Below are 20,137 nucleotides of genomic sequence, written 5' to 3' on the forward strand. Positions count from 1 at the left end.
AAATAAACGAATGAAAAAGGACTGATGGCAAAATACAGTGAAGAATTACGCGGCGTTGCGCGCGCCCTGTATTTAAGGCGATACACGCCAAAGGAAATCGCCAGTGAATTAAATCTGCCAAACGCGCGGATTATTTACTATTGGGCTGAAAAAGAAGGCTGGGCCAATATGCTCAGCCATGAAAGTACCGAAGACGCGATTGAGCGCCGCATCCAGCTGCTGACCAACCGCGACGGCAAAACAGAGCTCGAGCTGAAAGAACTGGAACAGCTGATCACGCACTCGGTGAAACTGCGCGCGCAGCAGAACAAGCACAAAGAGAAGATGGCCGCCGCGCGTCCTGATGCATCCGGCGACGGCGGAAACTATGCCATTAATGAAGGCAGCGACACGCCACGCGGCAAGCGCAAGTACAACAAAAACGATATTTCCGGGCTAACCGCTGACGACCTGAACGCATGGGCTGAAGAACACCTGTTTGGCTACCAGATGCATCTGCGCATCAACATTGGCCAGCAGGTGCGCAACATCCTCAAAAGCCGCCAGATTGGCGCGACCTGGTATTTTGCGTTTGAAGCATTTGAAAATGCCGTGCTGACCGGCGACCCACAGATTTTCCTCTCAGCTTCGCGCGCGCAGGCGGAGGTGTTCCGCTCGTACATCGTGAACATTGCCCAGGAATATTTCGGCATCACGCTGACCGGCAACCCTATCCGCCTGAGTAACGGCGCGGAGCTTCGCTTTCTCTCTACCAACAAAAACACCGCGCAGTCCTACAGTGGCCACCTGTACTGTGACGAATATTTCTGGGTGCCGAACTTCGCCAGGCTGAACGAAGTCGCATCGGCAATGGCCACGCACGACAAATGGCGCACCACCTACTTTTCCACGCCGTCGGCCAAAACGCATCAGGCCTACCCGTTCTGGACGGGCGAAGAATGGAAGCGCGGCAGCAAGAAGCGCGCCGCCGTTGAGTTTCCCACGTTCGATGCAATGCGCGACGGCGGCCGCCTGTGTGCGGATGGCCAGTGGCGCTACGTCATCACGATGGAAGACGCGATTGCCGGTGGCTTCAATCTGGCCAGCATTGAAAAGCTGCGCAATCGCTACAGCAAAGACACCTTCAACATGCTTTATATGTGCGTGTTTGTGGACAGCAAAGACGCGGTGTTTAGCTTTTCCGACCTGGAGAAGTGCGCCACTGACGTGGCACTCTGGCAGGATCACGACCCGAAAGCCCGCCGCCCCTTTGGCGAGCGCCCGGTATGGGGCGGCTACGACCCGGCACGCTCCGGCGACCTCTCTACGTTTGTAATTCTGGCGCCGCCGGTGCTGGCCGGTGAAAAATTTCGCGTGCTGGCAATCATTAACTGGCGTGGCATGAATTTCCGCCATCAGGCCAGCGAAATCAAAAAGCTGTTTGGCCGCTACAACTTCACTTATCTCGGCGTTGACGTGACAGGTATTGGCCAGGGTGTTTACGACAACATCCATCCCTTTGCCATGCGCGTGCTGAAACCCATTCGCTACGACCTGAACACAAAAAATCGTCTGGTACTGAAAGCCGTGGACGTGGTGGAAAGTGGCCGCATCGAATGGGATCAGGAGCTGAAGGAAGTACCGGCCTCGTTTATGTCGATACGCCGCACTACCACGCAAAGCGGCAACGCCGTGACCTTTGTAGCGGATCGCTCAGCGGAAACCGGCCACGCCGAAGCCGCCTGGGCAATCATGCACGCAGTAGACAACGAGCCGCTTAATTACGAACACAAACCGAAATCCAAATGGAAGTTTCAGAAGGCAGCATGAAAAAACGATACAAGCAACGCGCCAGCGGCGCACAGCAGGAAGCAGGCAAGCGCAAAATGTCGGTGCTGCGCTTCGGCAAACCTGAACCCGTTCTTACAACCGGCACCGATTATCGCGACGTCTGGTATGACAACGACTACGACCATTACAGCCTGCCGATTGACCGTCTGGCACTGGCGCAGCTGATTAACCTCAATGGCCAGCACGGCGGCATTCTGCACGCACGAAAAAATATGGTGCTCTCCAGCTACCTTGGCGGCGGCCTGTCGCACGATAACCTTGAAGCCGGTGCAATGGATTTTCTGACGTTCGGCGATCTGGCCCTCGTGAAAATTCGTAACGGCTGGGGTGACGTGATCGCACTTGAACCCATGCCGGGCCTTTACATGCGCCGCCGTCGCAGCGGGGAATTTGTGGTTTTACAGCAGGGTGAGCCGCTGGTTTACGACGAAGAGGACGTGATTTTTATCAAGATATATGACCCGCAGCAGCAAATTTACGGCCTGCCGGACTACATCGGGGGCATTCACTCCGCCCTGCTTAACAGCGAAGCAGTGATTTTCCGCCGTCGCTACTACCACAACGGCGCGCATACCGGCGGCATTCTCTACACGACTGACACGAACATGACCGACGAGGTGGAAGAAGAGATTGAAGCACAGCTGGCCAACAGCAAAGGGATCGGTAACTTCAGCACTATTCTGGTGAATATCCCCGGCGGCGATAAGGAAGGCGTGCAGTTCATCCAGATGGGTGACATTGGCGCGAAGGATGAATTTGCCAACGTGAAAAACATCAGTGCGCAGGACGTTCTGAACGCTCACCGCTTCCCTGCGGGACTGGCTGGCATCATTCCCCAAAACGCTGGCGGTCTCGGTGACCCAGAGAAGATTGAAGCAACCTACAAGAAAAACGAAGTGTTGCCGTTACAGCGTCGGCTCATGAGTGCGGTCAATGGTGATCCGGACGTGCCGGAACACCTTTACCTAAAATTTGACCAAGAATCAACGAACAAGGATGCGGTGTAATGCTAAAACGTATAAAATCCAGGCATAACTTTCATGCCGGAGCCGCAAATATGCGCGTGTTAAAAATTGAGTGCCCAGAGTGCGGTTCTAAAGCTGTTATCCGTAAAACCAACCGTAAGCATCGTGATATCGCTGACATCTATTGCGCCTGCGCAGACGTTGAGTGTGGTCATACTTTTGTTATGAACCTTACTTTTTCCCACACTATCAGCCCAAGCGCCAAAACTGGCGACTTGCTAATTCAGCAGGTGATCAGCGGCATGTCAGACGCACAAAAGCAGCTAACACTTAAGCTACTCCAAGCCTCTTAATTTGAATGCCCCTCGTCAGCAGGGGCTATGATTCTTGCCTCGCTTTTCATATCACTAAGCAAATCTTCAGTCAGTTCGCCCAACCATTCATCTAATAATGCTCTGCGCTCTCCCTGAGCTTGTGAAAAAATCAGCAATTTAACAATAAAATCAATCCGTTCAACTTTTACTATCTGACCTAGCGAAGCAGACATTTACACCTCCCTTACGCAAAACACTGTATACGCATACAGTATAATATCTCTTATCAAATATGAACCTTTTTTTGGGATTCATCCGCTATAAAACATGTGCAAATACCGTGGATTAGCCTGGTGACCAACCCGGCCAGCATTCATATTCATTGGTATCAGTTACGTCTATTAGCCGTTCCGCTTGATATTTCACCGCGCCATGTCCTCTAAACGAGATGCCGCTCCCCTCAAGCAACAGTGAAATTTCCTCCTGACTCCCCTCAAACCCTCTAGCTTTTAGTTCCAGCTCTAACCGTCGGCGCTGCGGCCCCGTACAGTTATTGACAGAACTCCAAGGGGAATCAAATTCAAGGTCAAAACCCGCCTTCGCTGGCGCTTCGGCAAGTTTGGCGACCTTTTCCCACTTAACCAAACGAGTAGGTGTCACAGAATCAGGAATGCGGGGGCAATAAATACCCTGCACGCGCTGCACGTCCTCACCGTACTCGTTACCCATCTCGGTAATCTCATACATCAGACGAACAGTGAGATCCTTACGCGAAACCAACGCGCCGCCTTGAAACTCGGTATAGGCACGCCAATCGCCAACATCAGCGGCAAACCGGACATTGTCCATGTCCTGATCGGGCAAAATGTTGCCATTACCCGGCAATCTTCTCAGCTCACGCCACACGGTCACTGGAGCGCCGCCGATCTGCTGAAACTGACGGATGCGCCATCGCGAAGCCCATGCACAAACGGACTTGGCCATATCATTCACGGTGCCACCGGTTTCTCTATCAGTTTCGCCATCCAACGCATATCCATCGATATTTTTGCTGATGTATTTGGAGATATAGCCTGTAGCAGAACCTTTTGAAGAATCGATAGGCTCAACGTGAAAACGCGCCTTGAGCGCTTTTTCGCTGTTAAGCTCCTCACTATCTGCAATCCGGGCGTAATAACACATAATGTCGCGCACCTCGTCCACGTGTTCCGGACGCATGAAAAGCAACATATGCCAGTGCGGAGTTCCATCGTGATGAGGCTCAACGACGCGAAAACCGAATACGTGAATACCGGCGCGAGACAATGCCGCGCGAATTTTCGCCCAGACAGAACAGAGATATTTTTGAGTCTCGCGGGGGCTTGCGCCGTTCCACTGCGATACGAAACCGCCTTTGCTATGGACTGCATGAAAACGGGATGGCGCAGTGATGGTATAAAACTCCCCTGCACAGCCCTCTTCGTTGGCAATATCCTCAAAGCCGCGCATGCGCACCATAAGTTCGCTGCGACGTATGGCTGGATTGGCGCTACTGCGGTTAACCATGTCGGCCAGCGCAACACGATCCCCATCTTCATTAATAAGGTCGAACTTTTTGAAAAACTCGCGGTTACGCTTTTTCTGCTCAAGCCATTCACTGAGGGTGCTGCGAGACGCATAAGGGCTTGCCGCCTTCTGCACTTGGCCAACGGCAATAGAAAGGTGTTCACGTTGGAGATCGCGACGTCGTTGTAAGCGCACACGCCACCATTCTGGCGACATCATGCGTAAAATTGCGCTTTCGGCGTTGCGGCGCTTTATCTTTCCGGTCTTTTTAACTGAGAGCCAGTAGGGTGGCGTTGTCCCACATTTCAACGCTTCCTGCGCTAGAAAAAAATATCCCTGCACCGTGCGTTGCTGCAGTTCGTCTTCATCTGGCTTTTCATCTGGCGCAGTCATCTCCGCCCATGAATGAAATGCTTCCCCAAGATGGCTGGCCACGTTGTAAGCCAACTCACGTATGCGCTCACGGCCATAACCGGCAAGTTCATCAAGGTTATCTTTGAAAGGCGACGGCATGCCTACCGTGTAATCACGCTGCCATGCATCATTCACTAGCTTCAGACGTGGCAATACACTCTTACCGATAGTGTTGCGTAAGAACGTATTGGCACGGCGACGGCCTTGTTTTCCGGATCTAAGCAATAATTCATATCGGTGGCCAAAGTAGCCAGCCAGATAGTCAGGGATTTCGTGCAGGTATTGGCTACGCCAATCATGATCAAGCGCATCACAGTGCCAAAGTTTTAACTCTGTGTGGGAAATGCCGCGAGGCGCACCGGGTCTGAAAAACTCACGCCGTTGTGCATTAACGGCGTGATAGTTCTCTGGTGCGAAATCTGTAATAGACATGAGGCTCATTCAGTTACTGTTTTCTCAGAACCAAACGACAAGGATTTCATTGCCACAGCGCACCATTATTGCCATCAATAGCCAATGCCTCTTCTCTAATCAACTCGACTATTTCAGGCGCAGATAGACCTTCAATAGCAGCATGAGTAGCTAAGCGATCAAGACGGCCCGAAAGTTTTATTGCCACATCTTTGCCACCTTCAAATCGCGCCTGAGTGCAAAGCTCTTGCACCAACTCTGCGCTGCCGGCCGTTTTATTTGGTAAGTCCTCACGGATCATTCTCATGTTCATTTTTCCTTTTTAAGGCGCACGAATCTCCGGCATTCCATTTGGAAGCCGCAAAATCGTGTGTTATGTGATTAGTGTTTAAACAGCGAAGAGTTCAGAAACGAGGATCGGAAAGACCTGACCTGCACCTGTGAATGGTTAGGTGAGGCTAGCAAGTGAAGTTCATACGTATTGCTCCACCACGAACGAATAAGTGCAACGACTGGAGATGCACCCAAAAAACCAGCCACGTAATACAAAGTGCGAATTGCGCTCAATGATTCCGTTTGATGCGTGGAGCACTCAGCCTCGCGAAATGCTCGGCACCAGAACGATGCGCTGGCCAGAAGCCACTGACACTTATCATCAAGATGCAAAGTGTCGTTAAAGACGAACGACTTTAATGAAACCATATCGCCTCGATCGTCACATTTACTGATAAAAAAATCAGCGTATTCACGACTAACACCCCAGTCATTGAAGTCGGCCAAAAGGCCCGGCTTTTCTACCGCAATTGTTTTCATAACTGCTCCTTAGTGGGCGCGTTTAACGCCATGTTCTCGCAGCTGCTGCCGCGCCTTAATTAAGTCATCGACCGGCGTACCCGCCAGGGTGGGAACCGAGCGCGCAATTTGAAGTTCGGACGGTGAGGGTTTCTTTGTTTGCTTAAAAGCTAGCGGCCCCAAAACTTTGAACATTTCCACCATGCACTTCAGACGTTGAAGGCCGCGCTTAATCTGATGAAGTTCATGGTTTGAAAACTGGCCCCATGAATAACGACAGTGGCGTGATTTCAAACCAGCAGCGTGCAGGATAATTCCGCGCTGATGTTCACTGAGCCTTTCCCAGATTTGGTATGCCTGAGAGTTATAGCCAGAAACCATCTGACGGAGCACCGCCAGCCAACGCTCATCGTTTGCTTTCAATTTTCTCTCCTCGATTTTTAGGCGTTAAACCCGGATTCCATCGGCGGCCATCAGGCAATTCAATCGAACCGTGGCCAAATGATGGCAGCTGCGGCATGGGTGATTGGCGCTTAAGGAAATTCACGAATACGAACATGCTCACCTCACATCACGATGCCGGGAATTGAGGTGCTAACCACATCAACGGCAGCAGCCAATACGGGCATGGTTTGGAAACGACTCTCAACGGAATAGACGAGTAAGGACAGGCTACGTATGGCATCGCTAGCCTTGTCCAGAATCTGATTGCGGCGTGCAACGGTCATCTTCTCCGTTGAAACCGCTTCACCGGCAATGGCACCAACGCTGGCAACAGCAGTCAATGCGCAGAACTGCATGTTCTCGGGTTTGGCGTTGTTAACTGGCACAGATGGTTGGCAGTTAATTTGACGCAGCATACCGTCTAGAATTGTGGGGTCTTCGGTGTAATCGATAATTGCGAGCAGCTCAATCAATGTCATCTGATGAGGTTGATCGGGATTCAATTTATTACGCAAAGTTGCAGGCTGCATTCCTACCGACTTAGCTAGCTCAGTAATGTTATGCGCCAGAGAAAACTGGCGGATTGCATCATCAAGATAGTTTCGTACTGAAACCTTATAATCGTACATGATTCGCACCTTACGAATTGCTAGCCTGAACTACGATTGAAGCGAAATTCTACATTCGCTTAAAGCTTCAACGGTCAGCGCCGCCATGTTCACTTCGACGCGGGAACGAGGTTTGTCCCCCTTTCCACGGATCGGTAAGCGGCCATCGCGAATCATGTCGCGAGCAGTGCCCATAGCAGTTCCCGTCAGCCGGCAGTACTCATCAAGGGGCAAATAAGGGGTGGGAATGGTGATTGTAATGTTAGGACGCATAAGGCAAAATCCTCGTTTCGGCTGAATGCGTCAACATTCAGCAATATTCAACTAAATCGAATCTACAGCACGGAGACTAATTCGAGTTAATCGAATTTGCAACCAAATAATGCGAGAAAGTGGAAAAATAACTCTTCCTACAGATAGCGCGACCGTGTTGGACCGTGTGTGCGAAGCCTACGGTTTCAGCACATCACTTCAGCTTGCTGATCACTTAGCAATGGCGCCAAGCAGCATGTCTGCCAGAAGGAAACGGGGAGTATTCCCTGCTGATATTGTTGTGCAGTGTGTGCTTGAGACTGGGGTAAATCTTGTGTGGCTAACTTCTGGTGAGGGAAGCAAATTTAATGATGGTGAAACTGATCTTTTTAAATTGCCTCGTAAAAAGTTAGTTGACGGCCACCTATATGATTCCGGTTATGCAATGTTCGATAAAGTTTTTTTTCGAGCTGGCATTCCAATACCATCAGACCCATTTTGCTTATTAGACGATGCAACTCAATATATTATTGATAAAGAATTCTCAGAAATATATGACGGTGATTGGTTAGTAAATATCGAAGGAAAAATTAGTGTTCGTTCATTGGTGAGAATTCCAATTCGAAAAGTTAGGGTCAGTGGAATAGGCATGGCATTTGATTGTGATATTGATGATATAAAGGTATTGGGGAAAATTATTATGACATCAACCTTTTCATAGTCAGGATTAAATAATGAAACTGCTTGAAAAAAGGAATTCTCCTGCACACATAAGAGCTGCTACCAAACGCGGATTGAGAAAGATTGTTTCTAATTATAATAGAAATAGTTCATCTAAAAAAGCTCGTAACGGAAAAAAATATGAGCCATTAAAAATAAAGATAATCGCACCGAGTGTATTAGATTTATCGAAAATAAAAAATCATGACCCAATGATTCAATTCATTGATCAAATAAAAAAAGAAGCCAAAAAGGGGAGAGCTAGCGATGTTGCTCAAGTCCATTTGTGTTTCCGCGAAACTAAAATGATTACGTCTTCGGGTGGACTTTATCTTTTGGCTAACTTGGAGCGACTAAACTCCGAAGCACCATATGTAAAATATAGTGTTACTAAGCCCCCCAATACTCGCATGAACAAAGGTGACAACAATCGTTACCCAGTAGTTGATAGCGTGATGAATTGGCTTGGTATCTATGCCGCTTTAGGTAAAGAAAAGCGAGAAATGAGACAGTTACCTATGGTTGACTGTTGGGAGGCTACGAGAGGATCACAAGTAGCAAGTACAAAGGTTGGAGAACTACTTGAGAAAGTGACCGTTAGTACGGGACAAAATCATCAAGCTCTTTATAGGCCTCTTGTTGAAGCTATGTCAAATTCTGTAGAACATGCTTACAGATCAGATCTTTACCAAGGTGAGCAGCCTGATATTAAATGGTGGTGCATTGCAACAATAATGAACAATAAGCTGATTGCATTGGTGTGTGACTTAGGTTTAGGAATTTCTAAAACTTTGCCAAAAACACAAAGTAAAAAGTTTTTTTCCAATGTGATTGAATACATAGGCCATGCATTGTCTAAGGACTCAGATTTCATAAGAGCTTCATTACAATTGAAAAAATCAGCAACAAAGCTTGATTATAGAGGTAAAGGTGGACCTGACCTCCAGTCAGTCATTGAGAAAATTCCTAATGCTAAACTGGCCATCTATTCTAACAAGGGATCTTACTCCTACACTAACAGAGGAAAGGTAACTCCGGAGACATGGTTCGATCATAAACTTTCTATAAACGGAACCATAGTTGAATGCAGTTTAGATTTGCCTAATCAAGGAAAAGACGTATGAAAACCATACAGGTCAAGAAATTTTCAAAGTACCCAGGCCCGCGTTACATTGAGCTTGGTGAATTTAGCGGGGAGGACTTTAGGGACTCTATTTTAATTCCAGAGATAACTAAGAATGATATCTGTGTGGATTTTGATGGAGTCTATGGTTATGGATCTTCATTTTTAGAAGAAGCATTTGGAGGATTAGTTCGCAAAGGTGTTCCAACTGAAAAGTTAAACTATCTAAAAAATCATCTTATTTGTGATGATGATCCATCTATTGTTGATGAAGTAAAGAAATATATTGATGAGGCATTATCAGGAAGGAAACCATGACACCGGAACCGTCTTTTGATTTTTTTAAATATATACCTTTTTTAGCCTTATTAGCGACAATTTTAGGGTGGATTATCACTTCCACTCTTTCAAGCAGGAATACATCTCGCCATGCTACTAACACTGAACTTAACAGACTAATAGATTCTTTATACAAAGGTCTAGATGACATTTACAATGAGATGGTTGTTTTAGTAACATCCGAGAGTGACAACCATAAAAAGACCGTCTCATATCATAAATTTATAGCAATGGTTCAAAACATTAGATTCATATGTAAATCAATTTCAAAATTGGATAACAATCAAAATTCAGCTGATAGCCTGATTGCAGAATTAAGACAAGCCTGTACAGATGATAGAAAATATTCTCCAAGCAAAATTGGCATTGCATTGCCTGAAATAATGGATATTCAAGAAAGAATAAAGAATAACTTTAATAAGAAGTTTAAATAATTGAGTATTAAAAAACAATCTGATGGAAAGTGGTTGCTGGACTTTTACCCTGAGGGTAAGCCCAAAGGTAAGCCTAATAAACGAATACGCAAAACATTTTCAACCAAAGGCGAAGCTACAGCATATCAAAACTATGTAATGGAAAAGCTTGTTGAAAAACCTTGGTTGGACGGAAAAGAAGATCGGCGTAAACTCAAAGAACTTGTTCAGCAATGGTTTGATGAACATGGAATTACTTTGGACGATGGTGAAAAGCGGAAAAAAGCAATGAAATTTGCCTGTGAAAACATGGGCAATCCTATGGCTCAAGAATTTAGTTCTACTATGTTTTCTTTATACCGAAAAAAAAGAATGTCTGGTGAGATCGCTAGAACCACACGCGTTCAGAAAGTTTCACCGAGAACTATGAATCTTGAATTAGCTTATTTTAAGGCTGTTTTTAACGAGCTAAAACGGCTCGGTCACTGGAAGAAAGATAATCCGCTAGAGAATTTAAGACCCTTCAAATCTGAAGAGGCTGAATTATCCTATTTAGAAAGTAGCGAAATTACCCGCCTACTAGATGAGTGCAAAAATAGCCGTAATCCGCATGTTTATCACGTTGCTCATATTTGTCTTGTTACGGGTGCCAGGTGGGATGAGGCTGAATCTCTTACTACAAAACAGATTAAAAACCTGAAAATTAGTTTTATTAAAACTAAGGGGAATCGTAATCGTGCGGTGCCAATCAGCCAGGCAGTTTATGACAGCATACCGAAACCGGAACAAGCGGGACGTTATTTCGATACATGTTACTCCGCATTCCGCGGTGCTGTAAAACGCGCAGAACTAGACTTGCCGGATGGTCAACTTTCTCATGTTTTGAGACACACTTTCGCTTCTCACTTTATGATGAACGGCGGAAATATTTTAGTGTTGCAGCGGATACTTGGCCATACAGATATAAAAATGACGATGCGCTACTCTCACTTCGCGCCAGAGCATTTAGAAGAAGCTATCAGATTAAACCCACTAAATGGAAGGGAGAAAATCAATGAATAAGCCTTTAGTCATTTTGTTTACTTTAGGTGTGTTATTTTTCGGGTTTATCCCTTTAATTTTCTATTTTCTCCAGTTCTCCACAGAATTAAAATTGCCGCATTTATTCTCTGGAAGCCTCTCATATAAAAATGATGACTGGGGTAGCTTTGGTTCTTTTCTTAGTGGCACATCCGGCGCAATATTCTCATTCTTTGGCACATTAGCTGTAGTCTGGACATTAATCGAGGCTCATAAATCTAATGAAAAACAAATTAACATGCTTCGATCAGAACAGACATTTAGCCAGTTCAATGAATTACTAAAAATATTGACAGACATGTTAGATAATAAAAAATACCCTAGAATTTTCGATGAAGACACCGATTTCAATAAATTCAAAAATTACGCGTATGCTATGATTGGGGTAAATTTTAATACATACATGATAAGTAATCCAAACGAAAAAAAACCTGAAAAATACAAAGACTTCGCTTTTATAGCAACCTTTCATGACATGGTTATTAAGCAATATAGTAAAGATCTTTTCAAAAAGGAGGCTGCTATTTACAGCGTCTTACTTGATAGAATATTGAATTCAGATGAATCTACTAAAGAGGCTCTAACAGCGGTTCTCGATGCAAGGCTAAATGAACACTATTACTTTTTCTTTAACTGCCAACATTTAGATGGTTCAATCAATCCTAGAGTAGTTAGAATGCTGAGGAGTTCTATACCTTTGTCTATCCCCAAAGAACTTAGTGATGAACTCAAAGATCCCTTTTCTTAACTGTCCCCTTTTCGTCCCCCCAGAACGCAAAAGCTCAATATTATCCGTCAACGTTCGGTACTAATTTATCAGTGCAATCAGTAAGTTATTGATTCATAACGAGTGAGCATCGTTCTCATAATCGCTTGGTCGCTGGTTCAAACCCAGCAGGGGCCACCAAATTTAGTTATTAGAATCATGTATTTAAGCCACCTTTCAGGGTGGCTTTTTTGTTGTCTAAAGTGGCTGTGTCGCAAAAGTGTCGCACGACTTTTTAGGGTTGCGACACTCTCAAGTAAAGCGGGCGACCATTAGGCATAAAAAAACCCGCCTAGGCGGGTAATGGAAATACAACGCTCACATCCAAAGTGAGCCCTGCAGCGAACGATCTGGGTGAGGAGGAACGGGTTTAACTTTTCCGGGACTCATGATTATTTCTGAAACCGTTTCGTGAGATTTAAACGTACAACTGCAATTGATGTTCTGGCATTGGTTGTAACGCTCTTTTGTTTCCTTTGATACTTGGAAACTACTTCGGGTATGTGCAGCATTGCCACACAAAGGACAGTTCATCATACGCGCCTCCGGCTTAGCTTTTTTGCTAATGCTACAATTAAAATTAGATTAAACCTAATTTATTCCATCTCTAATGAGTCAATTTTAACTTCAAGCTCAATACTTGTTGTAAATCCGTTCTCTGCAGTTAGTCCATGCGTCAGCGTCGTGATAATCCACTCCCCCGCATCAATCTGCTGTTTAAACCCGCTCACCTTTACCGGCATTTCTGTGTAGAGATCCGCGCGTCCGCGCGCCAGCTGGATAGAGAACGTCGCCACGCCGCGCTGCAGCCGCTCCCACTGCATTTTTGCGGCGCGCTCGGCGTTGGCCCGGTTCGCATAGGTGCGGCTCAGCACCAGAACGTTCTCATCCGTGCCGATCAGATAGTCGCCCTGCTTCGCCTCCGGCTCCTTCTTCTGCGCGGCGGGCTTGCGGCGCTTGCGCTTCACCGTGGTTTCCGGCTTCTTCTCCGGCTCGCGGGTGTGCAGCCAGCTTGCGATCACGCCGGTGTAGGCGTCACGGTCAGCCAGCGTAAAGCGGTGGCCGTCGCCGTCTTTACGCACGAGGGTGATGGCGGGCAGCACTTTGCCGCTCGCCGTCTTGCCCTGCCCCTGTCGGATAAACAGCAGGTTGCCGTTTTTGATGCAGGCCACCGCGCCGCACTGCTTCGCCAGACGCATCAGGAAGCTGGCGTCTGACTCGTTAGTCTGATCGATATGGTCCACGGCCATTTTCGCCACGTCGTCGCCTATAGCCGTTTTGAGTTTGTGCCGCCCGGCAATCTCTTTCACCACCTCGCCCACGCTGGTCTGGTGCCACGACTTTTCGCGCTTCGTGTTCAGCGTCTGGCGGAAGTCCGCGCTGCGCGCGCGCATGGTCAGCCGGTCAGGCGTGCCGCTGTGCTCGATTTCGTCCACGGTGTAGGTGCCTTTCGGGAAAAGCGCCTCGCCTTTCCAGCCGAGCGCCAGCGACAGCTCAACGCCCCGGCGCGGCATCAGCAGTTGGCCGTCCGCGTCGTCCAGCTCGATGTCCAGCTGGTCCGCCTCGAAGCCGCGGTTATCGGTCAGCGTCAGGCTGATGAGCCGCTGCACTATCTTCTGCGTAACATCAGCCCCGGCAAGCGTCAGGCGAAAAGCGGGCGCGTTCGCCTGCCCGTTAATCCAGCTGCCCGCCATCATGAGAACAGCTCGCCCACTGCGGCGCCCACTTTACCGGCGGCGTCGGTGGCCGCGCCCTGCATGGCCGACAGCTGATCGCTCAGGCTGCCGAACATCTCACCCAGCGATTCGTCGGTGCGCTTCAGCGTCAGTGTGAACTCAATGCGACGGCACACGCCGTTGCTGAAAAACTCCGCCTTGGTTTGACTCAGGCTCTCGATCACGAACATGCCGTAAATGGTGCCGCTGCCCTCAATCAGCGGCCACGCGCGGCCCAGCTCCGCAATTTGTTCCAGCGCGAACAGCGACAGCCTGCCGCCGGTGATTTCCGGCAGCAGCACGCCGGACAGCGTAATGGTGTCGTTGTCCGGGCCGAGGAACTGCAGCGAGGGACGCACGCCCACGCGGCTGTTCGACGGGAAGCGCCAGCTGCGCTGAAGCTGCAGCTCCTGATACGGCACCGTCTTGAGCATGAAAACAAACAGGCCCAGCGTCATCATCATGATTCAAATCCTCCACGGTCTCGGTAACTGCTGCGGGCGCGGGACTGCGCCTGCCGCTCTTTCGCCTCCAGCCTGCGCATCACTTCATCCACTAAATCCTGCTGGCTTTGCCCTGGCTGCTGCACGATGTTGAACGAGGCGTGAATCTGCGGCGCGGCAACTGCCTGCGAGGTCTGCGCGCGCGGCGCGTCCTGACGGTATGCATGCGCGGGAAGGCTCAGCGGGTGCAGCGGCTTCGCCTCCGCCGTTCCGGCGGCCATGCCGAGCGTCATTGCCGCCATGGCCGCCAGCTGCGCGGTGCGCCTGCGGCTGGTCACGCTCACCGGGCCACCGACAATTTCCGGCCCGTTCTCACCCACCACGCCAAACTGGCCCGCCGGAATGTTGCCGCCGGTGTCGTACATACCCGCAAATGCCGGGAAGCCGCCCGCTGGCAATGTTACCCTGCCACCGCTGACGCTGGCGGCCTGCGGTGCCTGTGGTGCCTGCGGCAGCTTGGTGTTGGCTGATGCCTTACTGACAAGGCCGAACTTATCCAGCAGCTCGCCGATCCCGGCCTTCAGGCTGTCCAGCGGATGCATCACCATGTTCAGCCCATCGGCCAGCGCCTGCCCGAACGCTTTACCCTTCGCGGCGGCGCTGTCCAGTTCGGCCGCCGTGGACTGTACCGGCGTCAGCAGGTCTTTAAACCAGCCGAACAGGGCCTGCACTTTGTCACCGATCCACTGGAACACCGGCTGCAGCGGTGAAAACGCCTCGCTGATGGGACCGGCGGCGGCCCGGAATCCGTCCACCACGCCACCTAAATACGCCTTGATCGGTGCCCAGTATTTCCAGATAACCAGCGCAACACCTGCCAGCGCCGCCACGGCCAGCCCGACGGGACTCAGCAGCGCACCGAGCGCCCATACCACGCCGGTCAGCACCGTGCGCAGCAGGGCAAAAGGCGACTTCACCAGCCACATCAGCGCGCCACCGGCACCGCGCACCGAGGCCGCCAGCGGCGCAAGGGCGGCACCGGCCAGCCCGCGCACCTGCGCACCCAGCGCCCGCACCCCGGCCATCGGGTTACGGAAGGACGCAACCAGCGTCTGCCCGGCGTCCTGCGCCTTCTCCTTGATTTTCTCCAGCGCGCCCTCGCGGAAGGCGTTCAGGATGCCGCCGCCCTCGTCCTCATCGTCACCGCCGCGCAGGGACGCCAGCGCGTCGCGGATTTTCTCCAGCCAGTTCACCGACTCCCCGGCCTCGCCGCCGCTGAACAGTGAGAACAGCTTTTTGATGCCGTCGCCGGACGACGTCAGACCGGGCGCGAGTTTTGAGAATGCCTTACCCAGCCCGCCCAGCAGCGGCGAGAGCTTCGCCAGCCCTTTCAGGCCGAGCATGCTTAATCCAAAGCGCAGCATCAGGATCGGACCGAGCACGGCAGCCATGCCCACGGCAAGCGTGCCGAGCGCCAGCGTTACCGTTGCCACCACGGCGGCGATTTTCATCAGCCTGCCGACCAACTCCGGGTTGGACTCCACCCAGCGGCGCATGGTGCCGGTGACGCGCTTCACCGCGTCCATGATTTCCATCAGCGGCGCGCGCAGCGTGTCGCCGAGGCTGCTCAGCGTGTTGGCCGCGCCGGTTTTCACCAGCAGCCACTGCGCGGACAGTGAATCCTTGTTGATGTCGGATTCTTTCTGCATCGAGCCGCTGGCCGCGTTGCCCTGCGTCAGCTGCAGCTGGCGTCGCAGCTCCGGCATGTTGTTGGCGAGCTTCGCCGCATCCTTGCCGAACTCCTTGCCAAACACCATGGTCATCGCGGTAAGACGCTTGTCGGCGGGCAGGTTATTCACCTTCTCCAGTACGCGCTGGATGGTGCCCATCGCGTCCGTGGTCATCTGCTTTTCGATGGCCTTCGGGTCAAGCTTTAGTAGCTCCATGCCGCCCATAAACGTCTTGCCCTGCATGGTGGCGACGGAGAGTTCACGCACCATGGCGTTTGCCGCGCTGGCGGCGGTTTCGGACGTTGCGCCGAGGCTAAGGAACGTGGATCCGAGCGCAGCGGCCTTGCGGTAGTCCAGCCTGTCTGCCACGCCGCCCATGCGCTGCAGCACGTCGATAATGTCCGAGCCTTTGGACATCGCGTTATCGTCCAGGTAGTTCAGCGCGTCGCCCAGCTGCTCGATGTTGCGCGTGGGGATTTTGTAGAGCTGCGCAATTTTGCCCAGCCCCTCGGCCAGCTCACCGGCGGGCAGCTCAAACGCGGTGGACGCCTTCGCCGCCGTGGTGGCAAACGCCAGCAGGTCGCGCTTCTGGTCCTCGTAGGAGTCGTTCTGGTTGGTCACGCCCATGCGCGCGCCGCCCTCGACCAGCGCCGCGTAGTCAATCGCGCCGTTGTCCATCGGCAGCTGCTCGCTGGCGGCCTTGATGGCGGCCTGCATGTCGTAGAACTGCGCCGTGCGGTTGCCGTCGTTGTCGCGCAGCCCGTTCACCTGCTTCGCCACGCCCTTCATGGCGTCTTCCATGCCCGCTGAGGATTTTACGGCGGCCAGCACCGGCGCGCCCATCGCCAGCCCGGCCACGGTAGTCGCCGCACCGGCACCGGCAATTTTATCGCGCACCTCAAGCGATCGGGCGTGGCGCTCCCGCAGCGCGTTGATTTTCGCCTGCTGCTCACCGAGCCGCTTCAGCGACTTCTGCTGGCGGTCAATCGCCGCGCGCGCCTCGTCCGCGCGGCTTTTGAGGTCACGCTGCGCCTGGCTGAGCTTTTTGGTATCAACGCCGGATTCAGTGAGCGCGGCGCGCTGGCGCTGCACTGAGCCCAGCAGGCCGTTATAGCTCTGCTGCAGCTCGCGCACGCGGTTCTTCGCCTGCTCCAGCACCCTCGCCTGCGCGGCGGTGGGCCGGTTGGTGGCGCTGAACTGCGTCGCCAGTTTCGCCGCCTCTTCCCGCGCGCCCTTCAGGTTGTTCGCGGTGATGGCAAGCTGCGAGCGGGCTTTACGGAAGCCGTCGATGCGCGCGGCCTGCGCGTCGAGGTCCTTCAGGCTGGCGCGCGCGGTGCGCAGGGAATCGGCCAGCTCGCGGGTGCTGGCCTTTGCAGAACGGAAGGGGCGGGTCAGTTTGTCTACCGCGTTAAGAACAACCTGCAGGCGCAAGTCTTTATCACTCATCGCTGGTCCCGTGTCGCATTATCGCCTTATGTCGCCACTCCAGTACCTCGGTCAGCGTCATGAACTCGGTAACGGACGGCGGCCAGTGAAAGACGGTGGCGATGTCCGCCACCAGATCGTCAACCGTCAGGCCGTCGCTAAATCCGACAGCACCGACTTCTTCAGTAAAAAAGTGACCACCTCCACCGACAGGCTCACCAGATCGGCGGGGTCCATCTCGGTGATTTCCTGCGTGGTCAGCGGCGGGGTGGTGACGCGCGGCAGCACGGTGATCATCGCGTTTACGTCCATGTCCATCAGCGCCTGCAGACGGGTGCCGCGCAGCGCGCCGGACTGCGGCTTGCGCACGACGATGCTTTTAATTTCGGTCTTGCCGCGCAGGATCGGGGTGTCCAGCTCAACGGTTTTTTCAGTGGTTTTGTCGGTCATGTTGATGGCTCGCTAAAAGGGTTAAAGGCGGCAGGGTTTCCACTGCCGGTCTATTGCTACTGATTGATTACAGGCCGAGCGCGTTGCGGTGCGCTTCCATCAGGTCCGTACCGTCCACGATGTGAATCATGTTCACCAGGTCAATCTCGTAGAGCACTTCGCCGTTGATGGTCAGCTTGGCGTAGCTGTTGGTGCCGGACACCTTGGTGGTGCTGGATTCGCCGGTCTTCCACTCGCCGGAGTCCAGCTCCTTGTGACGGCCGCGCACGACCAGCTCCACCGCCTGCACTTCGCCGGTGTCGTCGCGCTGAATGGAGCCGGTAAAGCGCAGCTGCACGCCGTCCACGGTCAGGGTGCCCATCTGCTTGAACAGCTGCGCCTCAACGCCGCCGCAGGTGAATTCCGTATCCAGCGCGCCGTCGTCCAGGCCCATGTCGATGTCCACCGCACCGGCCATGCCGCCGCCGCGATACTTCTCGAACTTGCGGGTGACTTTCGGCAGCGTCACGGACTCGATCAGCCCCTGCCAGTTGTTGCCTGCGTTGAACAGGTTGAGGTGCTTGAGCTTGCGGGGTAATGCCATGATTCAGTCTCCTTATGCGCTGACGCGGCTGGCGAAATCGACCAGGTACTGATCGGTGATGCGCTGGCGCAGCAGCAGGTTTTCCAGCGGCGGCACCGGCGTGTAGTCGTAGTCGATCAGCAGCTTGCCCGCCTTGAGCGTGTCCTTGTCGTTCACGCTCTCGTCCAGCCAGCAGTCCGCGCCGATGAGATAGCCCTGACTCACGAGGCTGCGCAGCTTGGCGCGAATGCCTTCAATAATGTCGCGGGCCAGCGACGGGTTCAGCGCGCCGTCCACCGCCCACATGTGCGCCTCGGCCATGGTGTCCGAAAGTACCTGCGCCGTGCGGGTGTAGCACTCGAACGCAAACAGCGGGTCATCGCTCAGGCAACGCGAACCCCAGAAGCGGAAGCCGTCTTTGCGGATCAGCGTGGTGATGTCGTTCTGGTTAAGCAGGCCGGAGTCGGTGGCCGGATCCTGCAGGTCCCAGAACACGTCTTTGGAAATGCCGGTGACGCCGTTCACGCCGACGTTCGACAGGGATTTATGCCAGCCGGTCTGCTCGTCGATTTTGGCGCGCAGGCCGAGCGCGCGGGCGGTGGCGAAAGCCGTCGCGTCCGCCTTCAGCACGGTGTCAAAGTTGATGAAGTCCGGCCAGATGAGCATGCCCTCGCGCTGGCTGAAGTTCGCGCGGTAGGCAATCGCCTCTTCCACGCTCTGACAGCCGTACGCCGACAGGTAGGCAAAGCCGCGCAGGCTCTGCGCCACGCTCAGCAGCTCGGTAGCTACCGCCTGCGTATCGTGGCCGGGTACGCCGAGAATGCGCGGCTTCACACCGCACACCGCCTGCGCGGCCAGCAGCGCCTTCATGCCGGTGCGCTGGCCGTTACTGACTCCGCCGATGATATTGGAGGTGGTTTCGGCCTCGGTCTCGCCCTGCGGCACGCGCACCACGACAGTGACGGGTTTCGCCTGGTCGGCGATGGCATCCAGCGAACGCGCCAGCGTGCCGGATTCGCCCGCCTTGCCGCTGGCGGTGAGTACGTCGGTCAGCAGTACCGGACGATTAAGCGGGAACGTGGCCGCGTCGGCGTCGTCGCCGGTGCAGACCATGCCCACAATCGCCGTGCTGACGGTGGTGATGGTTCGGGTGCCCTCGTTGATTTCCTCAACGCGCACGCCGTGGTGATAATCCTGTGCCATATGGCGGTTCTCCTGTGAAGGGGTTTCGCTATGGTGAAAGGTAGAGGTCGCACGCGCACGCGCCGGGTGTTGTGTGAGAAATGGCACAACGGCGGGCAATAAAAAACGCCCGCTAAGGGCGCTTTAACTGGTCAGGTTTTTGGCTGCTGCGGCCACTCTTCAGGGGGCTGAGTTTCGGGATCGACTCTGCTCAGCAGCACGCGGTACCTCTTCCACGCCACCAGACTGGACTTTTCCTCATCGGTTGCGATGTCAAGATCGACCGCATCCTGCAGCGTCTGGATTTGTGTAGATGCGTCGCGTAGTCGCGCAGCCAGAATCGCCAGCTTTGCCTCAGTGTTGAGCACGGGTATTCTTGGCTCACCCTCAACAATGACCCCATTGATGAGACGACTTGCTGGACCGGTTGCTTCAAATTCCGCCTGATTAAGCTCAGTCAGTTTTTGCGCTATGTAACTTTCGGCGTCCGCATCAGTGAAGGCAATTAACATTCCGTTGACGTAGTTTTCCGCGTCAGTTGAAACGAAATAGCGAAGAGAATAGCCACGGAGGTCAGTATCAGGGGTCTGAAAAGTTTTATTTTCATCAGTCAT

26 protein-coding genes are annotated in these 20,137 nt (G+C 52.5%); 9 read left to right on the top strand and 17 right to left on the bottom strand.

What is annotated here, in order from left to right; all coding sequences use genetic code 11:
* The first annotated feature begins 24 nt into the window (after positions 1-24).
* From ACXIZX_RS16250 to ACXIZX_RS16260, 3 genes are read left to right on the top strand one after another with little or no spacing between them, the layout of a single operon-like run.
* Complete coding sequence (locus tag ACXIZX_RS16250; RefSeq protein ID WP_479404545.1) at positions 25-1,809, top strand: terminase large subunit domain-containing protein; 1,785 nt, start codon at positions 25-27, stop codon at positions 1,807-1,809.
* Entirely contained in the window at positions 1,806-2,837 is a 1,032-nt protein-coding gene (locus ACXIZX_RS16255; RefSeq protein ID WP_479404546.1) for a phage portal protein, read from the top strand. Before ACXIZX_RS16250 ends, ACXIZX_RS16255 begins: the two co-directional genes overlap by 4 nt.
* 50 nt (positions 2,838-2,887) lie before the next feature.
* Positions 2,888-3,148 carry an Ogr/Delta-like zinc finger protein gene (locus tag ACXIZX_RS16260; protein ID WP_192412312.1) on the top strand — a complete coding sequence of 87 codons (261 nt, stop codon included), beginning with the start codon at positions 2,888-2,890 and terminating at the stop codon, positions 3,146-3,148.
* Here ACXIZX_RS16260 and ACXIZX_RS16265 read toward each other — a convergent pair.
* The 8 genes from ACXIZX_RS16265 to ACXIZX_RS16300 form a co-directional block, all read right to left on the bottom strand.
* Positions 3,145-3,342: a hypothetical protein gene (locus ACXIZX_RS16265; protein WP_479404547.1), complete on the bottom strand. Its 198-nt coding sequence runs from the start codon at positions 3,340-3,342 to the stop codon at positions 3,145-3,147. The genes ACXIZX_RS16260 and ACXIZX_RS16265 overlap by 4 nt on opposite strands.
* A 112-nt stretch (positions 3,343-3,454) precedes the next feature.
* Complete coding sequence (locus ACXIZX_RS16270; protein WP_479404548.1) at positions 3,455-5,500, bottom strand: replication endonuclease; 2,046 nt, start codon at positions 5,498-5,500, stop codon at positions 3,455-3,457.
* Between the two features lie 46 nt (positions 5,501-5,546).
* A complete protein-coding gene (locus ACXIZX_RS16275; RefSeq protein ID WP_479404549.1) occupies positions 5,547-5,786 on the bottom strand; it encodes a DUF2732 family protein in 240 nt (79 codons plus the stop codon).
* Positions 5,787-5,860: 74 nt separating this feature from the next.
* Positions 5,861-6,292 carry a hypothetical protein gene (locus ACXIZX_RS16280; protein WP_479404550.1) on the bottom strand — a complete coding sequence of 144 codons (432 nt, stop codon included), beginning with the start codon at positions 6,290-6,292 and terminating at the stop codon, positions 5,861-5,863.
* Positions 6,293-6,301: 9 nt separating this feature from the next.
* Positions 6,302-6,694, bottom strand: a complete 393-nt coding sequence (locus ACXIZX_RS16285) for a hypothetical protein (RefSeq protein WP_479404551.1) — start codon at positions 6,692-6,694, stop codon at positions 6,302-6,304.
* A complete protein-coding gene (locus ACXIZX_RS16290; RefSeq protein WP_479404552.1) occupies positions 6,678-6,830 on the bottom strand; it encodes a phage filamentation protein Fil family protein in 153 nt (50 codons plus the stop codon). The genes ACXIZX_RS16285 and ACXIZX_RS16290 overlap by 17 nt, the downstream gene beginning before the upstream one ends.
* A gap of 7 nt (positions 6,831-6,837) precedes the next feature.
* The gene (locus ACXIZX_RS16295) at positions 6,838-7,344 is read right to left on the bottom strand and encodes a phage regulatory CII family protein (RefSeq protein WP_479404553.1); all 507 of its coding nucleotides are present in this window, start codon (positions 7,342-7,344) and stop codon (positions 6,838-6,840) included.
* A 30-nt stretch (positions 7,345-7,374) separates the two neighbouring features.
* Complete coding sequence (locus tag ACXIZX_RS16300; protein ID WP_479404554.1) at positions 7,375-7,596, bottom strand: regulator; 222 nt, start codon at positions 7,594-7,596, stop codon at positions 7,375-7,377.
* A gap of 109 nt (positions 7,597-7,705) precedes the next feature.
* On the opposite strand from ACXIZX_RS16300, the gene ACXIZX_RS16305 reads away from it, so the two are divergent.
* The 6 genes from ACXIZX_RS16305 to ACXIZX_RS16330 are packed head-to-tail and all read left to right on the top strand — an operon-like array spanning position 7,706 to position 11,998.
* Positions 7,706-8,296 carry a phage repressor protein CI gene (locus ACXIZX_RS16305; RefSeq protein ID WP_479404555.1) on the top strand — a complete coding sequence of 197 codons (591 nt, stop codon included), beginning with the start codon at positions 7,706-7,708 and terminating at the stop codon, positions 8,294-8,296.
* 13 nt (positions 8,297-8,309) lie between these two features.
* Positions 8,310-9,419 (top strand): hypothetical protein, encoded by a 1,110-nt coding sequence (locus ACXIZX_RS16310; RefSeq protein ID WP_479404556.1) that lies wholly within the window; start codon positions 8,310-8,312, stop codon positions 9,417-9,419.
* Entirely contained in the window at positions 9,416-9,736 is a 321-nt protein-coding gene (locus tag ACXIZX_RS16315) for an STAS-like domain-containing protein (protein ID WP_479404557.1), read from the top strand. The genes ACXIZX_RS16310 and ACXIZX_RS16315 overlap by 4 nt, the downstream gene beginning before the upstream one ends.
* Entirely contained in the window at positions 9,733-10,191 is a 459-nt protein-coding gene (locus tag ACXIZX_RS16320) for a hypothetical protein (RefSeq protein WP_479404558.1), read from the top strand. The genes ACXIZX_RS16315 and ACXIZX_RS16320 overlap by 4 nt, the downstream gene beginning before the upstream one ends.
* The gene (locus ACXIZX_RS16325) at positions 10,192-11,232 is read left to right on the top strand and encodes a phage integrase (protein WP_479404559.1); all 1,041 of its coding nucleotides are present in this window, start codon (positions 10,192-10,194) and stop codon (positions 11,230-11,232) included.
* A complete protein-coding gene (locus ACXIZX_RS16330; RefSeq protein ID WP_479404560.1) occupies positions 11,225-11,998 on the top strand; it encodes a hypothetical protein in 774 nt (257 codons plus the stop codon). The genes ACXIZX_RS16325 and ACXIZX_RS16330 overlap by 8 nt, the downstream gene beginning before the upstream one ends.
* A gap of 336 nt (positions 11,999-12,334) precedes the next feature.
* On the opposite strand, the gene ACXIZX_RS16335 is transcribed toward ACXIZX_RS16330, so the two are convergent.
* The 9 genes from ACXIZX_RS16335 to ACXIZX_RS16375 form a co-directional block, all read right to left on the bottom strand.
* Complete coding sequence (locus ACXIZX_RS16335) at positions 12,335-12,553, bottom strand: ogr/Delta-like zinc finger family protein (RefSeq protein WP_101762977.1); 219 nt, start codon at positions 12,551-12,553, stop codon at positions 12,335-12,337.
* Positions 12,554-12,612: 59 nt separating this feature from the next.
* Positions 12,613-13,713 carry a phage late control D family protein gene (locus tag ACXIZX_RS16340; protein ID WP_479404561.1) on the bottom strand — a complete coding sequence of 367 codons (1,101 nt, stop codon included), beginning with the start codon at positions 13,711-13,713 and terminating at the stop codon, positions 12,613-12,615.
* On the bottom strand, positions 13,710-14,195 hold the full coding sequence (locus ACXIZX_RS16345) for a phage tail protein (protein WP_479404562.1): 486 nt from the start codon (positions 14,193-14,195) through the stop codon (positions 13,710-13,712). Before ACXIZX_RS16345 ends, ACXIZX_RS16340 begins: the two co-directional genes overlap by 4 nt.
* Positions 14,192-17,350 (bottom strand): phage tail tape measure protein, encoded by a 3,159-nt coding sequence (locus ACXIZX_RS16350; protein WP_479404563.1) that lies wholly within the window; start codon positions 17,348-17,350, stop codon positions 14,192-14,194. The genes ACXIZX_RS16345 and ACXIZX_RS16350 overlap by 4 nt, the downstream gene beginning before the upstream one ends.
* Complete coding sequence (locus ACXIZX_RS16355) at positions 17,343-17,462, bottom strand: GpE family phage tail protein (protein WP_071531062.1); 120 nt, start codon at positions 17,460-17,462, stop codon at positions 17,343-17,345. The genes ACXIZX_RS16350 and ACXIZX_RS16355 overlap by 8 nt, the downstream gene beginning before the upstream one ends.
* Before the next feature lie 14 nt (positions 17,463-17,476).
* Positions 17,477-17,779 carry a phage tail assembly protein gene (locus ACXIZX_RS16360; protein ID WP_479404564.1) on the bottom strand — a complete coding sequence of 101 codons (303 nt, stop codon included), beginning with the start codon at positions 17,777-17,779 and terminating at the stop codon, positions 17,477-17,479.
* A gap of 67 nt (positions 17,780-17,846) precedes the next feature.
* Positions 17,847-18,362 (bottom strand): phage major tail tube protein, encoded by a 516-nt coding sequence (locus ACXIZX_RS16365; RefSeq protein ID WP_479404565.1) that lies wholly within the window; start codon positions 18,360-18,362, stop codon positions 17,847-17,849.
* A gap of 12 nt (positions 18,363-18,374) precedes the next feature.
* Complete coding sequence (locus ACXIZX_RS16370; protein ID WP_479404566.1) at positions 18,375-19,544, bottom strand: phage tail sheath protein; 1,170 nt, start codon at positions 19,542-19,544, stop codon at positions 18,375-18,377.
* Positions 19,545-19,675: 131 nt separating this feature from the next.
* Positions 19,676-20,137, bottom strand: coding sequence for a tail fiber assembly protein (locus ACXIZX_RS16375; RefSeq protein WP_304623899.1), 462 nt, complete (start codon positions 20,135-20,137; stop codon positions 19,676-19,678).

The sequence above is a fragment of the Candidatus Pantoea symbiotica genome, assembly GCF_056491525.1.